Source organism: Haliea alexandrii, assembly GCF_003719295.1.
GTDB lineage: Bacteria > Pseudomonadota > Gammaproteobacteria > Pseudomonadales > Halieaceae > Haliea > Haliea alexandrii.
Genome location: NZ_RFLW01000001.1, coordinates 1,595,272 through 1,609,879, shown reverse-complemented (window position 1 = coordinate 1,609,879; position 14,608 = coordinate 1,595,272). Strand labels below are relative to the sequence as shown.

Sequence of the window (14,608 nt, the reverse complement as noted above, 5' to 3'; positions counted from 1 at the left end):
CCCTACAGGCGCGCGAAATCGTTATATAAAGCCAGTGCCATTACCCCGAGAATCAGAAACAGGCCCAGCTGGTAGCCCACCATTTGCACCTTTTCTGGTACTGGACGCCCCGCCAGCAGCTCCACGGTGTAATACAGCAAATGGCCACCATCAAGCACCGGAATGGGCAAAAGATTCAAAACTCCGAGGCTGACACTGAGCAGGGCCAGAAAGCCGATATAGGACTCCAGCCCCGACTTTGCCGAGGCGGACGCCACTTTAGCAATGGTGATGGGGCCACTCAAGTTTTTTGGCGAGATCAGGCCCTGGATCATCTTCTTGATTGAGCTGAGAGTAAAGCCCACCAGGTCTCCCGTGCGCACAAATGCCGCACCCAGCGACGCCACGGGCCCGCGCTCGAACTCTCGCAACATGCCTTCCGGCAACTCCGGCATGGACACGGCGATACCCACACGGCCGATGGTTTCGCCCTCCGCGAGGGTTGCCGCTTCGGGGGTGATGTGCATTGCCAGCGTGTCATCGCCGCGCTCCACCGCCAGGCTGATCACCTGCCCGGGGCGCGCTCGCACGTACTCCACCCACTCCATCCATTCCGCCATGGGGGTGCCATCGGCGCTCAACACGCGGTCTCCCGCCATCAGGCCAGCGCGCTCCGCCGGGCTGTCGGCAACAACCTCGCTTACCACCGGTGGCACAGCGGGCGCGTAGGGGGTGATACCCAAGCCAGCCAGCAGATCCGGGGATTCGTCTGCGCCCAGCCACTGCTGCAGGGCGCCCTCGGATTCGTAAATCATGCCCGAGTCAGGATACTTGACGCTGAAGTGGACGGTACCGGTGTCGCCGATACGGTCCAGCAGGCGAAAACTCAGGGCCTGCCAGGTCGGTGTTTCCTCGCCATCAATTGCGACGATCTCCTGCCCCGCCTCGAGGCCGGCGCTATCCGCAACAGACCCGGCCTTCACCGCGCCGATAACCGGCGCGTAGCCGCTTTCGCCAGCCATGAACAGAAACCAGTAGGCGACGATCGCGAGCAGGAAGTTGGCAATGGGGCCGGCCGCGACCACGGCAATGCGCTGCAACACCGGCTTGCGGTTGAACGCCAGCGCCTGCTCGCCCGCAGCCACCTCGCCCTCTCGCTCATCGAGCATTTTCACGTAGCCGCCCAGCGGAATGGCCGCCACACAGAATTCCGTTCCATGGCGGTCATGCCAGGTGTAAAGGGATTTGCCAAAGCCTATCGAAAAACGCAACACCTTTACGCCGCAACGACGCGCCACCCAGAAGTGACCGAACTCGTGCACGGCAACGAGCACGCCCAGGGTGAGCAACGTTATTGCGATAGTGTAGGCCAAATCCATTACTTTTCTCCGCCGGGGTTCGGCCGGTCGCCTTTGCGCGCCACATGCCATGCCGCAACTTCGCGGGCATCCCGGTCCGCTGCTTCGACCACGTTGAGCGATGTGGGTTCAACAGGGGAAACGGCAGCGAGCGTTGCCTCGATCACCTCGGGAATAGCAGCGAAGCCGATACCCCCCGCCAGAAACGCCTCCACCGCAATTTCATTTGCCGCATTGCACACCGCCATGGCGGTGCCACTGGCAGCGGCCGCCTCTCGCGCCAGCCGCAAGCACGGGAAACGGGCTTCATCGGGGGCCTCAAAGTGCAGCCTGGAAAGTGCCACCAGGTCGAGCGGCGCGACCCCCGCATCGATTCGCTGCGGCCAGCCGAGCCCGTAGGCGATGGGTGTGCGCATATCGGGGTTACCGAGCTGCGCCAGCACGGACCCGTCTACATACTGCACCAGCGAGTGCACAATGCTCTCGGGGTGCACCACAATGTCGACCCGGGAAGGTGCGACATCAAACAGCCAGCAGGCTTCGATCAACTCCAGCCCTTTGTTCATGAGGGTTGCGGAGTCCACCGAAATCTTCCGGCCCATGGACCAGTTGGGATGGGCGCAGGCCTGCGCCGGCGTCGCGGCCGCGATGGCCTCAGCCGACCAGCTGCGAAAAGGCCCGCCGGAAGCCGTGAGGAGAATCTTGCTGACTCCCTCCAATCCGGGGGCGCCAGCCTGTGCTGCCGGCAGGCATTGGAAAATGGCATTGTGCTCGCTGTCTATGGGCAGAATAACGGCACCCGCCTTGCGCGCGGCCGCCATCAGCAAGTGCCCGGCCATGACCAGAGATTCCTTGTTCGCCAGCAGCAGGCGCTTGCCCGCCTCCGCGGCTGCCAGGGTCGATGGCAACCCCGCCGCACCCACGATCGCCGCCATCACGGCATCGACCTCGGCGTGAGAGGCCACCTGTTGCAAGCCCTCGGGGCCTGCCAGCACCTCGGTATCGCATTCCCCTTCAAGCACTGCCCGCAGGGTATCGGCCGCGTCCGGGTCCATCATCACGGCATAGCGCGGTTGAAACACACGGCACTGTGCGGCGAGTGTGTCGACCGACCGGTTTGCGGCCAGCGCCCAGGCGCGAAACCGCTGCGGATGGCGCGCAATCACGTCCAGCGTACTGACTCCGATTGACCCCGTGCTTCCCAGCACTGCTACCTGCTGCACCCCCGCCACGGCTACCACCCCGCCAGCAGAAGGCCGAGGGCAAATACCGGGGCTGCACTGCACAGGCTGTCCAGGCGATCGAGCAACCCGCCGTGCCCCGGCAGCAGTGAACCGCTGTCTTTCACGCCGCTTTCACGCTTCACCATGCTGACCGTCAGGTCACCAACGACAGACGCCAGCGCCGTGGTCACGACCACGGCAATCACCGCACCGAGGGAAATGTGCGCCATACGCGCCGGCAACAGTGACCACAGTGCAACCGCCAGCAGCGTTGCACAGGCCACCCCGCCCCAGAAACCTTCCCAGGTCTTGGCGGGGCTGACATGCACGACAAGCTTGTGGCGACCAAAGCGGGTGCCAGCAAAATACGCACCTATATCTGTAACCGCCACAATGACCACCATGGCGACCAGCAACAAGCCGCCGCGTGGAAAGGCCAACAGGTACACCGCCGCCAGCCAGGCACAGGCGAGAATCAGCAGGCCCATGAGGCTGCGCATCACGCGGCTGCGCCACAGGACCGCGCTGGCCGGGTAGCTCTTGACCCACAGCAGGGAAAACGACCACCACAGACAGGCTATACCCAGCACCGGCTGCACCTGCTCCCGCTGAGGCGCCAACCCCAGCTCCGCGTAAATGAACAACGCAGCCAGCAACAGGCCAAGTACCACGACATACACAGCGCGCGACAGGGGCGCCTGCCAGCCGGCGAGACGCGCCCACTCCCAGCCACCGAGACAAACCACGGCCGCGAGCAGACACGCCAGCCAGAACAACGGCAGGAACAGGACCGCGGCCAGAAAGAGGCCCGCCATGGCCAGCGCAGTAACTACCCGTTGTTTAAGCATCCTGTGCTCCGGAGGCCAGCGCATCGGACTCACGCAAGCCAAAGCGGCGCTCGCGCCGGGCGTAGTCGGACAGTGCGCGGGCGAACTCCAGCTCACCAAAATCGGGCCACAACGTAGTCGTGAAATACAGCTCGCTGTAGGCAAACTGCCACAACATGAAATTGCTGATGCGCGCATCGCCTCCCGTGCGGATACACAGGTCGGGGGCCGGCAGGTCGCCCAGCGCCATGGCACGCGACAGCGACGACTCGTCGATATCTTCCACCGTCATTGCGCCCGCTTGCACTCGCGCCGCAAGCTGCCGGGATGCCTGGGTAATATCCCAGCGGCCGCCATAGTCAACGGCGAGCACGACCGTGGCTACCGTATTGTCTCGGGTGAGGAACTCGGCGTTTGCCATCAGGCGCTGCAACCGCTCACTGAAACGGCGCCGCTCACCCATGAAGCGCAAGCGCACACCGTCCTTGTGCAGGTCGCGGACCTCATTGCGTAGATACCGCGAGAGCAGCGCGAGCAAGGCCCGCACTTCGGGGCGAGGACGCCCCCAGTTTTCGCTGCTGAAGGCAAACAGGGTGAGCACTTCAATGCCATGCTGCTGACAGGAACGCAACACACCGCGGACGGCCTCGACACCCGCGCGATGCCCCGCGGCACCGGGTAGAGACTGGCGTCGTGCCCAGCGGTTATTGCCATCCATGATAATGGCGACATGACGCGGGACCGGGGGGTGTTCCGGCTGGCCTGGTGATTCGCGGCTGGGCATGCGGCCGGCGGACTCAAATTTCCATCAGGTCAGCTTCTTTCTCCGCCAGCATTTTCTCAATGCGGTCCGTGAAGCTGTCGGTCAGTTTCTGCACCACTTCCTGACCGCGGCGCTCGTCGTCCTCACTGATGTCCTTCTCCTTGACCAGCTCTTTCAGCATGCTCATGGCATCACGGCGGGCATTACGCACCGAAACACGTGCGGCCTCTGCTTCCGCGCGCGCCTGGCGGGTGAAGCCCTTGCGCGTCTCCTCGGTGAGCATTGGCATGGGAATCCGAATCACCTCACCGGCAGTGGAGGGATTGAGCCCGAGGTCCGACTTGAGAATGGCGCGCTCTATTTTCGGGGTGAGGGAGCGATCCCATGCCGTCACCATGAGCGTGCGCGCGTCTTCCACGCTGATATTCGCTACCTGGTTCAGGGGGGATTCGGAGCCGTAGTATTCGACGCGGATACCGTCGAGAATACTGGGGTGGGCCCGACCGGTGCGGATTTTGTTGAAATGATGCACCAACGCCTCGACACTTTTTTCCATCCGCTCGTGGGCTTCGGCTTTGATATCTTCAATCACCTTTGAATCTCCTTGCGCTGCAATAGGGCTACTGGATCAGGGTCCCTTCCTGGCCACCGCGCACGATACTGAGCAGCGCACCGCGATCTTCCATTTTGAAGACGCGCACAGGCATGCTGTGATCGCGGCACAGGCAAATCGCCGTGAGATCCATCACTTCCAGTTTCTTGTCCAGTACCTCGTCGTAACTCAGCACCTGGTACTTCACGGCATCGCTGACTTTCATCGGGTCTGCAGAATATACGCCATCCACCTTGGTCGCTTTCATTACCAGCTGGGCATCCACTTCAATGCCCCGCAGGCAGGCAGCGGAATCGGTGGTGAAGAACGGATTCCCCGTGCCGGCACAGAATATGACCACATCGCCGTTACTCAGGGCACGAATGGCCTTGCGCCGGTCGTAGTGATCGACAACGCCGCTCATGGGGATGGAAGACATGACCTGTGTCGCAATATTCGACCGCTCCAGCGCATCACGCAGGGCCAGCGCGTTCATCACGGTTGCCAGCATACCCATGTGGTCACCGGTTACCCGGTCGAGCCCTGCAGACTGCAGCGCCGCGCCCCGGAACAGGTTGCCCCCGCCGACGACGATGCCCACCTGCACACCAATACCCACCAGCTGCCCGATTTCCAGCGCCAACTGGTCGAGGATGCGGGGATCGATCCCGAACTTCTCGCTACCGGTCAGGGCCTCGCCACTGAGTTTTAGCAGTATCCGTTTATACTTTTTGTCGCCTGAAGCCTGTGGCATAACGCTTGTCTCCCGAACTGAGCGCATAATACAGGACAAACCCGCCGCACCCTAGTGCCGCGCCGGAGAAAGTCCCGCCGGACCTTCTGCCCTGCCCATAAAAAACGGGGCCGAAGCCCCGTTTTCATTGACCTGACGAGCCTCAGCCCTTGAGCTGGGCAGCGACCTCGGCTGCGAAGTCGACCTGCTCTTTCTCGATACCTTCACCCACTTCGAAGCGAACAAACGACGCGACTGACGCGCCTGCCGCCGATACCAGCTTGCCTACCGTGATATCAGGGTCCTTGACGAACGCCTGCTCGATCAGGCTGTTTTCGGCCAGGAATTTCTTGATGCGCCCACCGATCATCTTCTCGACAATCTCTGCCGGCTTGCCGGAGTCCTGCGCCTGCACCGTGTAAATCTCGCGCTCCTTCTCGATCACTTCGGCCGGCATGTCCTCAGCAGAGACCACCTGAGGATTCACCGCCGCCACGTGCATCGCAACATCTTTCGCCAGGTCCTGGTCGCCACCCTTGAGCTCTACCAGTACCGCGATGCGATTGTTGCCATGCACATACGCGCCAACTACGCCAGCATCAGCTGTTACGAGGGTGACACGACGCACGCTGATGTTTTCACCGATTTTCTGAACCAGCGACTCGCGAGCTGCCTCCAGGTCGCCAGCCATCAAGGCGGCCACGTCGGTTTCGCGGCTCTCAAAGGCTGCATTCACAACCCGGCTGACGAAGCCGAGGAAGTTTTCGTCGCGCGCCACAAAGTCGGTTTCGCTGTTCACTTCAACAATCACGCCGTAACTGCCATCTTCGGCGATACGCGTGGACACCACACCATCCGCGGCGGTGCGACCCGCTTTCTTGGCCGCTTTCATGCCACTGGACTTGCGCAGTTCTTCAATTGCTTTTTCAACGTCACCGTCGGCGGCTGCGAGCGCTTTCTTGCACTCAAGCAAGCCCAGACCGGTGCGCTCACGTAGTTCCTTGACCAATGCTGCAGACATGGGTTTCCTCCTGCTACAGCCCACTGGGGGCCGTGAATTACTGAAAAGTGCCTCCGCCGGGGAGGCCGGGATAATCCGGGGTTGACCGCGACGGCCACCCCGGATTGCGAGGCTTACTGAGCCGCTGGCTCGGCGGCGGCGACTTCGACGAACTCGTCGCGCACAACATTCTGGTCACCACCATCTGCCTTGCCCGCAAGGCAGGCGTCGGCCACGGCCGAAACGTACAGTTTGATCGCACGGATCGCGTCGTCGTTGCCCGGGATCACGTAGTCCACGCCGTCGGGGTTGCTGTTGGTGTCAACAACGCCAATGACCGGAATACCCAGCTTGTTGGCTTCGGTAATGGCGATGCGCTCGTGGTCGACGTCGATCACAAACAGCGCGTCGGGCAGGCCACCCATATCCTTGATACCGCCGATGCTGCGCTCAAGCTTTTCCATGTCGCGGCTGCGCATCAGCGCTTCCTTCTTCGTCAGCTTGGCAAACGTGCCGTCCGCCTGCTGGGCTTCCAGCTCGCGCAGACGCTTGATTGACGCGCGAATGGTCTTGTAGTTGGTGAGCATGCCACCCAACCAACGGTGGCTGACATAGGGCATACCGGCACGGTCTGCCTGCTCCTTGATGATCTTGCCCGCTGCACGCTTGGTGCCCACGAAGAGGATCTTGTTCTTGTTTGAGGCCAGACGCTGAACCAGGCCGAGCGCCTCGTTGAAGGCGGGCACCGTGTGCTCGAGGTTGATAATATGGATTTTGTTGCGGGCACCGAAGATGAAACGATCCATCTTGGGGTTCCAGTAACGGGTCTGGTGACCAAAGTGTGCGCCTGCCTGCAGCAGGTCGCGCATGCTTACTTGCGACATAATAAATACCTTTCTTGTATCGGGTTAAGCCTCCACATATCCCGTGCGCCAAACCGACCGAGGCCGGCACCCTGACGCAGGTGTCGATATGTGTGCGACGTTAGGTTTTCTTCCTCGAGGCAGCCCCGCTCCGGGCCCGCTTCCGACGAAGGCGCGCTTTATACCACAGTCACGCCCCGCAGGGAAGCCGAATTGGCGGGCCCCGGGCACCTCGCCCCGGGGCCGTACACCAGTGTTCACGCGGCCTGGCACCGGGAGGAGGCAGGCCCGGAGGAGGTTGGCGCGCGCTGCAGGCATGAGGTTACTCACAGGTCCTGCGAATCCTGTAGAATACCCACAACGCCCCGCTGCCGTGGCAGCGCCCACTGACAACCGCCCATCAGGCTTAATGACAGGTAATGCATGGCAGTTTCTATCAAGACAGCAGACGAAATCGAGAAAATGCGCGTAGCCGGACGCCTGGCTGCCGACGTTCTCGAGATGATCCGACCCCGGGTTGAGCCCGGCATCACCACCGGTGAACTGGATCGGATATGCCACGACTATATTACGGGCGTTCAGCATGCCATTCCCGCTCCGCTGGACTACCACGGCTTCCCACGCTCGATCTGCACATCGATCAACGAGGTGGTGTGCCATGGCATCCCTTCGGATACCAAGAAACTGAAATCGGGCGATATCGTCAACATCGATGTCACCGTAATCAAGGATGGCTACCACGGCGACACCAGTATCATGGTTGAGGTGGGCGAGGTCGCACCCCACGCCCAGCGCCTGATACAGGTGACCCAGGAGTGCCTGTACAAGGCGCTGGACCTGGTGCGCCCGGGCACCACCCTGGGCGATATCGGTGCTGTCATTCAAGAGCATGCCGAAAAAAACTACTACTCGGTCGTGCGTGAGTACTGCGGACACGGCATCGGCAAGGTGTTCCACGAGGATCCTCAGGTGTTGCACTACGGCAAACCCGGCACAGGCCTGGTGCTGGAAGAAGGTATGACCTTCACCATCGAGCCCATGATCAATGCGGGCCGCCGCCACACCAAACTCAACGCCAAGGACGGCTGGACCGTCACCACCCGCGATGGGCGGCTTTCGGCCCAGTGGGAGCACACCCTGGGTGTGACGGCGGACGGCTGCGAAATCTTCACGCGGCGCTCCGATGAAAATTTCTGAGGCTGCCGACGCCACCCACGTAAAGAGCCCGGAGCTGCCGAAGGAGCTGTTTGATCGCGCTGCTTTTGCCAGCGCCATCGCCTCCGGTGACACGCTGCAAGCCGGCAAGCAGGCGCTGAAAACCGCGGCCGACTATCTGGACTCACAATTCAATGCCGGCACCCGTGTTGCCGAACTGCTGCACCTGCGCTCCTGGTTCATGGACGTGCTACTGGGCACGCTGTGGGACAGTCGCGACTGGTCGGGCGTGGAGCCCGCCCTGGTCGCCGTGGGCGGCTATGGCCGCGGGGAACTGCACCCCCACTCGGATATCGACATTCTCGTGCTGCTCGGCGAGGACAGCGAACCCTGCCACGCACAGCTGGAAGCTTTTGTCACCCAGCTGTGGGACCTGGGACTGAACATCGGCCACAGTGTGCGCACGGTCAGCGAGTGCTGCAACAAGGCGCGCAAGGACATCACCATCCTCACCAACCTGATGGAGACGCGGGTCATTCGCGGGCCGCAGGCGCTCATGGACGCCGTGCGCGCCCGTACCGGACCGGACCAGATGTGGCCAAGTGCCGACTTTTTCCGCGCCAAGCTGGAAGAACAGCGGGCCCGCCATGCCAAATTTGCCGACACCGAGTACAACCTGGAGCCGAACGTCAAGAGCTCGCCGGGCGGCCTGCGCGACCTCCAGATCATCGCCTGGATAGCCGAGCGCCACTTTGGCGTGGACTCGCTGGAGAACATGGATACGGGCGAGTTCCTCACCCCGGACGAGCGCCGCATGCTGTTGCACGGTCGCGACTTTATGTGGCAGGTGCGCTACGCCCTGCACATGGTCGCCGGGCGCGAGGAAGACCGGCTGTTGTTCGACCACCAGCGCGCCCTGGCGGAGCTGTGGGGCTTCAAGGACGGCAAGAAACTCGCGGTCGAGCAGTTCATGCAGACCTACTACCGCTGGGCCCTGGCACTGGGCGAGCTGAATGAATTGCTGGTCCAGAACTTCGACCACGCCATTTTGCGGGCCGACCAGCTGGACGAAGTGCGCATACTCAACGAGCGTTTTCAGGTACGCAATGGCTACATCGAGTCGCTGCGCGGCGACCTGTTCAGCAGCCAGCCCAATGCGTTGCTGGAGGTGTTCGTACTCGCTGGCCGCGAGCCCGGCATCATCGGCGTCGGCACGGCCACCATCCGCCTGATCCGGGAGCACCGGCACCTGGTCAACAGCGCTTTTCGCGAAGACCCGGAGAACCGCGCCAGCTTTCTGGAAATCCTGCGCTCGCCCCACAACATGACCCGCCTGCTGCGCGGCATGACCCGTTACGGCATTCTTGGCAACTACCTGCCTGAATTCGGCAGAATCGTGGGCCAGATGCAGCACGACCTGTTCCACACCTACACCGTGGACGCCCATACTCTGGAGGTCATCCAGTACATGCGGCGCTTCCAGAAGCCGGAGTTCGATGAACGTTTCCCGGTCAGCAGCCGGGTCGCGCGACGCTTGCCCAAGATAGAACTACTTTATATCGCGGGCCTCTATCACGACATTGGCAAGGGCCGCGGCGGAGACCACTCCGAGCTCGGCGCGGTCGACGCCGCGCGTTTCTGTGCAGAACACGGGCTAAGCGAAGACGACGCCGACCTGGTGGTGTGGCTGGTGCGCAATCACCTGACCATGTCGGCGGTTTCCCAGCGCAAGGACATATCCGACCCGGAGATCATTCAACAATTTGCCCACCACGTGGGGGACCTGAACCGGCTGGACTATCTGTTCACGCTGACGGTGGCCGACATCAACGCCACCAACCCCACACTCTGGAACGCCTGGCGCGGCAGCCTGCTGCGCCAGCTGTATACAGGCACGCGCCGCGCACTGCGCCGGGGCCTGGAAAACCCGGTCGATAAACAGGTGTGGATTGACCAGACGCGCAAGGCAGCCGCGGACCTGCTGGAGTACCGCGGCTTCACCATGGAAGAACTCGACGACCTGTGGCGGGAACAGGGGGAAGATTACTTCCTGCGCGAAAAACCCGAGGATATCGCCTGGCATACGGAGGCTATTGCCGGCCACTACGAACGGGACCAGCCGCTGGTGCTGATTCGCAACAGCTCGGATTCCAGCGTTGCCAACGCCACGCAGATATTCATTCATGCGCGCAGCCATGCGCAGCTGTTTTCACGCGTCTGCGCGGAACTGGAGCAGCTGGAACTCAGCGTGCACGATGCGCGCATCTACAACGCGCGCGACGGCATGAGCCTGGACACTTTCTTCGTGCTCAATTCCGATGGCAGCCCGATTGCCGATGAAAGCGCACGCCTGCGACACATTCGCGATCAACTCACCCGCTCTCTGGCCGTCGCCGACTTTGACCACGCGCCGAACATACAGCGCCTGACACCACGGCAGATAAAGTCCTTCCCGGTGCCCACCGAAACCAGCATGTTTCTCGACGAGATAAAGCAGGTGACCGTGCTAGAAGTGTCATCCCGCGACCGTCCAGGCCTGCTGGCGCGTATCGGCCGTATCTTCGTCGAGCACGATGTGGAGCTGCAGGCGGCGAAAATTCAGACCCTTGGCGAACGGGTTGAAGACGTGTTCTTCATCACTGACGCCGAACAGCGGCCACTGAATGATGACGCGCTCTGCAAGGCCATCCAGGCGGCAATCAAGGTGCAGCTTGACGATCAACTCGAGGATCAGTAACGGCCCATGAATGTCCTGCTTGACGCGTTGCACCCCTACCCCTTCGAGAAGCTGCGTGCGCTGTTCGCCGACCTCAAGCCGGCCAGCAGCCAGGCGCACATTGCGCTGTCGATTGGCGAGCCGCGCCATGCCTCCCCGCCTTTTGTGCTTGAAACGCTGGCAGCGAACCTGCCCCTGCTGGCCAACTACCCCGCCACCCGTGGCGAAGCGGTGCTGCGCGAGACCATCGCCGACTGGCTACAGCGACGTTTCCACCTGCAGAGCGTCAACGCCGAGTGCGAGGTGTTGCCCGTAAACGGCACCCGCGAGGCTCTCTTTGCCTTCGCCCAGGCGGTGGTCACCGCAGGTCCGGGGGCCGCCGTTGTCAGCCCCAACCCGTTCTACCAGATCTACGAAGGCGCGGCACTACTGGCCGGGGCGCAGCCCGAGTTTGTCAACGCTACCGCCAGCAGTGGCCATCTGCCGGACTTTGCCGCCGTACCGGCAAGCGTGTGGGAACGCTGCCAACTGTTGTATATCTGCACGCCCGGCAACCCCAGCGGTGCAGTCATGAGTATCGAACAGCTGCAAACGCTGGTGGCACTGGCAGAGCACCACGATTTCATCATCGCCAGCGACGAATGCTACTCGGAAATCTACAGCGACGAAGCCAACCCGCCTCCGGGCCTGTTGCAGGCCTGTGCCCTGATGGGCAACGACCGGTTTAAGCGCTGTGTGGTGTTTCACAGCCTGAGCAAGCGCTCCAATCTGCCCGGGCTGCGCTCTGGCTTTGTCGCCGGGGATGCGACGGTACTCGCCGAATTCCTGCGTTACCGCACCTACCACGGCTGTGCCATGCCACTGCATCACCAGCACGCAAGCGTGGCGGCCTGGAACGACGAGGAGCACGTGCGTGCGAACCGCGCGCAATACCGGCAGAAGTTCGACGCCGTACTGCCTATTCTTCAGGGTCATCTGCAGATGGAACGCCCAGACGCGGGTTTCTACCTGTGGCCGGAAACACCGGTGGCCGATACCGAGTTTGCCCGGCAGCTCTATCAGCAAGCCCATGTTACCGTTGTACCTGGCAGCTTCCTTGCCCGCGAGACGGCCGCCGGCAACCCGGGCAGCAGGCGTGTACGCATGGCGCTGGTGGCCTCTCTGGAGGATTGCGTGGAGGCGGCTGAGCGCATGGTGCGCGTGATTGAGCAGCTGTAGGCCATGCTACCCAAAGCACAACGCGTCGCGTTTATTCAACAGCGCCTGCAGGCACTCTACCCCGAGCCCCCCATTCCACTGGACCACCGCGATCCCTTTACACTTCTGATCGCTGTATTGCTCAGCGCCCAGTGCACCGACGAACGCGTCAACCAGGTCACCCCTGCACTGTTTGCCCTCGCCGACACCCCGCAGGCCATGGCGCGACTCGAGGTCGAGCAGATCAAAGCCATTATCCGCCCCTGCGGCCTGTCGCCACAGAAATCCGCCGCCATCAAGCGTCTCAGCGAAATCCTGCTGGCAGAACACAAAGGCGTGGTACCGGCTGACATGGAGGCCCTGGAACGCCTGCCGGGTGTGGGGCATAAAACTGCCAGCGTGGTCATGTCGCAGGCTTTCGGTGTGCCGGCTTTCCCGGTCGACACACACATCCACCGTCTCGCGCAGCGCTGGGGGCTTACCAGCGGCAAGAGTGTGGTGCAGACGGAGCGCGACCTGAAACGGCTATTCCCGAAGAGCAGCTGGAATCGCCTGCACCTGCAGATTATTTTCTACGGTCGCGAGTACTGCAGTGCACGAGGATGCGATGGCCGCGTCTGCGACATCTGCCGTACCTGTTATCCCGGGCGCAAACACCCGAAACGCACGCAGAAAGCCTGAACAGGCATTCGACGACAGCGAACGAGCCTGTCTCACCGGTTATTTTTTGCTATCCTTGCGCTCCCCGACCAACGCCAGAGAAACAGCCATGATCACCGTCTACGGCATCAGTAATTGTGACACCGTAAAGAAGGCTCGCCGCTGGCTGGAGCAACATGCGATCGAATACCGATTCCACGATGTGCGCAGCGATGGCCTGACACCGGAACAGGTACGGGCGTGGCTGCAGGAGCTCGGCTGGGAAACCCTGATCAATCGCCGCAGCACCAGCTGGAAGGCACTGGCACCGGCAGCGCGGGAACAGATGAATGACACCCTTGCCCTGACCGCAATACTGGAACAACCGACGCTGATCAAGCGGCCTCTGCTGGATATTGGCCACGAGCGCCACTGCGGTTTTTCGGCACCGGCCTGGGAAGCGCTGCTGCTGCGGCACACTCTTTGAACCCACCCCGCCACAGGCGGGCCCGTCAGGAAACACGTTTTATGAAGCATGCGGCATACGCTCTCGGCCTTGGCTTGGGCACCCGAAACAGCAACGGCGACTGGTTGGAGGTTTTCTTTCCCAACCCGGTGCTATCACCCTCCGACGAGCTGGTGACGGCTTTGGGCATAAGCGACAACACCACCACGCTTGAGCGCGAGCAGCTGCTGGCACTGGAGGCTGCACTGGCTGGCGCCGGCGAGACGGAACAGGCGCAGATTGCCGCGCACCTTGCCAGCAGCCACGCGCCGGCCGTGGCTGTCATCCTGCGTGAAGACGCGGCACCAACCACGGTTCCGGAAGCCTACCTCAAGCTGCATCTGCTATCGCACCGACTGGTCAAGCCGCACGGCACCAACCTGCAGGGGCTGTTTGCGATACTGCCCAACGTCGCCTGGACCAGCGAAGGTGCCATTGACATCAGCGAGCTGCCCGCCCGGCAGCTCGCCGCCCGCCTGCGCGGGGACACGCTGGAAGTCAGCTGCGTTGACAAGTTTCCAAAAATGACCAACTACGTGGTGCCGAAGGGCGTGCGCATCGCGCACACCGCCCGCGTGCGACTCGGCGCCTACCTCGGCGAAGGCACCACCATCATGCACGAAGGCTTCGTCAACTTTAACGCGGGTACAGACGGCCCCGGCATGATTGAGGGCCGCATATCTGCCGGCGTCATGGTCGGTAGCGGGTCCGATCTGGGCGGCGGTTGCTCCACCATGGGCACGCTGTCGGGCGGCGGCAATATCATCATATCCGTAGGGAGCGAGTGCCTGATTGGCGCCAATGCCGGTATTGGCATTCCGCTCGGCGACCGCTGCACGGTAGAGGCCGGCCTGTTCGTCACCGCGGGCACCAAGGTTGTCGTACTGGATGCCACCGGACAGGCTGTCGAAACGGTCAAGGCCCGCGAACTGGCGGGCAAATCCGGTTTGTTATTCCGCCGCAACTCCGCCAATGGTGCCGTGGAGTGCCTGACCAATCGCTCGGCGATCGAGCTCAACGCTGAACTGCACGCGCACAACTAGCCCCGGGGCAACACT

General features: G+C 62.2%; 14 protein-coding genes. 6 read left to right on the top strand and 8 right to left on the bottom strand.

The features are described from left to right. Nucleotides 1–2 precede the first annotated feature (2 nt). From rseP to rpsB, 8 genes are all read right to left on the bottom strand, one after another. Nucleotides 3–1,358 (bottom strand): sigma E protease regulator RseP, encoded by a 1,356-nt coding sequence (gene rseP / locus EGJ68_RS07275; RefSeq protein ID WP_123033777.1) that lies wholly within the window; start codon nt 1,356–1,358, stop codon nt 3–5. Further along, a complete protein-coding gene (ispC, locus tag EGJ68_RS07270; protein WP_199227980.1) occupies nt 1,358–2,560 on the bottom strand; it encodes a 1-deoxy-D-xylulose-5-phosphate reductoisomerase in 1,203 nt (400 codons plus the stop codon). Before ispC ends, rseP begins: the two co-directional genes overlap by 1 nt. Nucleotides 2,561–2,571: 11 nt before the next feature. After that, entirely contained in the window at nt 2,572–3,408 is an 837-nt protein-coding gene (locus EGJ68_RS07265; protein ID WP_123033775.1) for a phosphatidate cytidylyltransferase, read from the bottom strand. Beyond that, complete coding sequence (gene uppS, locus EGJ68_RS07260) at nt 3,401–4,171, bottom strand: polyprenyl diphosphate synthase (RefSeq protein ID WP_123033774.1); 771 nt, start codon at nt 4,169–4,171, stop codon at nt 3,401–3,403. Before uppS ends, EGJ68_RS07265 begins: the two co-directional genes overlap by 8 nt. A 13-nt stretch (nt 4,172–4,184) precedes the next feature. Beyond that, nucleotides 4,185–4,742 (bottom strand): ribosome recycling factor, encoded by a 558-nt coding sequence (gene frr, locus EGJ68_RS07255; protein WP_027948601.1) that lies wholly within the window; start codon nt 4,740–4,742, stop codon nt 4,185–4,187. A 28-nt stretch (nt 4,743–4,770) separates the two neighbouring features. Further along, nucleotides 4,771–5,496 (bottom strand): UMP kinase, encoded by a 726-nt coding sequence (pyrH, locus tag EGJ68_RS07250; RefSeq protein ID WP_123033773.1) that lies wholly within the window; start codon nt 5,494–5,496, stop codon nt 4,771–4,773. A 142-nt stretch (nt 5,497–5,638) separates the two neighbouring features. Further along, on the bottom strand, nt 5,639–6,496 hold the full coding sequence (gene tsf / locus EGJ68_RS07245; protein WP_123033772.1) for a translation elongation factor Ts: 858 nt from the start codon (nt 6,494–6,496) through the stop codon (nt 5,639–5,641). 113 nt (nt 6,497–6,609) lie between these two features. After that, complete coding sequence (rpsB, locus tag EGJ68_RS07240; protein WP_123033771.1) at nt 6,610–7,359, bottom strand: 30S ribosomal protein S2; 750 nt, start codon at nt 7,357–7,359, stop codon at nt 6,610–6,612. Between the two features lie 402 nt (nt 7,360–7,761). Here rpsB and map point away from each other — a divergent pair, with 402 nt between their 5' ends. From map to dapD, 6 genes are all read left to right on the top strand, one after another. Further along, entirely contained in the window at nt 7,762–8,535 is a 774-nt protein-coding gene (map, locus tag EGJ68_RS07235; RefSeq protein WP_123033770.1) for a type I methionyl aminopeptidase, read from the top strand. Beyond that, the gene (gene glnD / locus EGJ68_RS07230) at nt 8,522–11,230 is read left to right on the top strand and encodes a [protein-PII] uridylyltransferase (protein ID WP_123033769.1); all 2,709 of its coding nucleotides are present in this window, start codon (nt 8,522–8,524) and stop codon (nt 11,228–11,230) included. The genes map and glnD overlap by 14 nt, the downstream gene beginning before the upstream one ends. Before the next feature lie 6 nt (nt 11,231–11,236). Beyond that, entirely contained in the window at nt 11,237–12,427 is a 1,191-nt protein-coding gene (gene dapC / locus EGJ68_RS07225; RefSeq protein WP_123033768.1) for a succinyldiaminopimelate transaminase, read from the top strand. Between the two features lie 3 nt (nt 12,428–12,430). Continuing rightward, nucleotides 12,431–13,087: an endonuclease III gene (gene nth / locus EGJ68_RS07220; RefSeq protein ID WP_123033767.1), complete on the top strand. Its 657-nt coding sequence runs from the start codon at nt 12,431–12,433 to the stop codon at nt 13,085–13,087. 88 nt (nt 13,088–13,175) lie between these two features. After that, nucleotides 13,176–13,532 carry an ArsC family reductase gene (locus EGJ68_RS07215; protein ID WP_123033766.1) on the top strand — a complete coding sequence of 119 codons (357 nt, stop codon included), beginning with the start codon at nt 13,176–13,178 and terminating at the stop codon, nt 13,530–13,532. Nucleotides 13,533–13,573: 41 nt separating this feature from the next. After that, nucleotides 13,574–14,593 carry a 2,3,4,5-tetrahydropyridine-2,6-dicarboxylate N-succinyltransferase gene (dapD, locus tag EGJ68_RS07210; RefSeq protein WP_123033765.1) on the top strand — a complete coding sequence of 340 codons (1,020 nt, stop codon included), beginning with the start codon at nt 13,574–13,576 and terminating at the stop codon, nt 14,591–14,593. Nucleotides 14,594–14,608 lie beyond the last annotated feature (15 nt).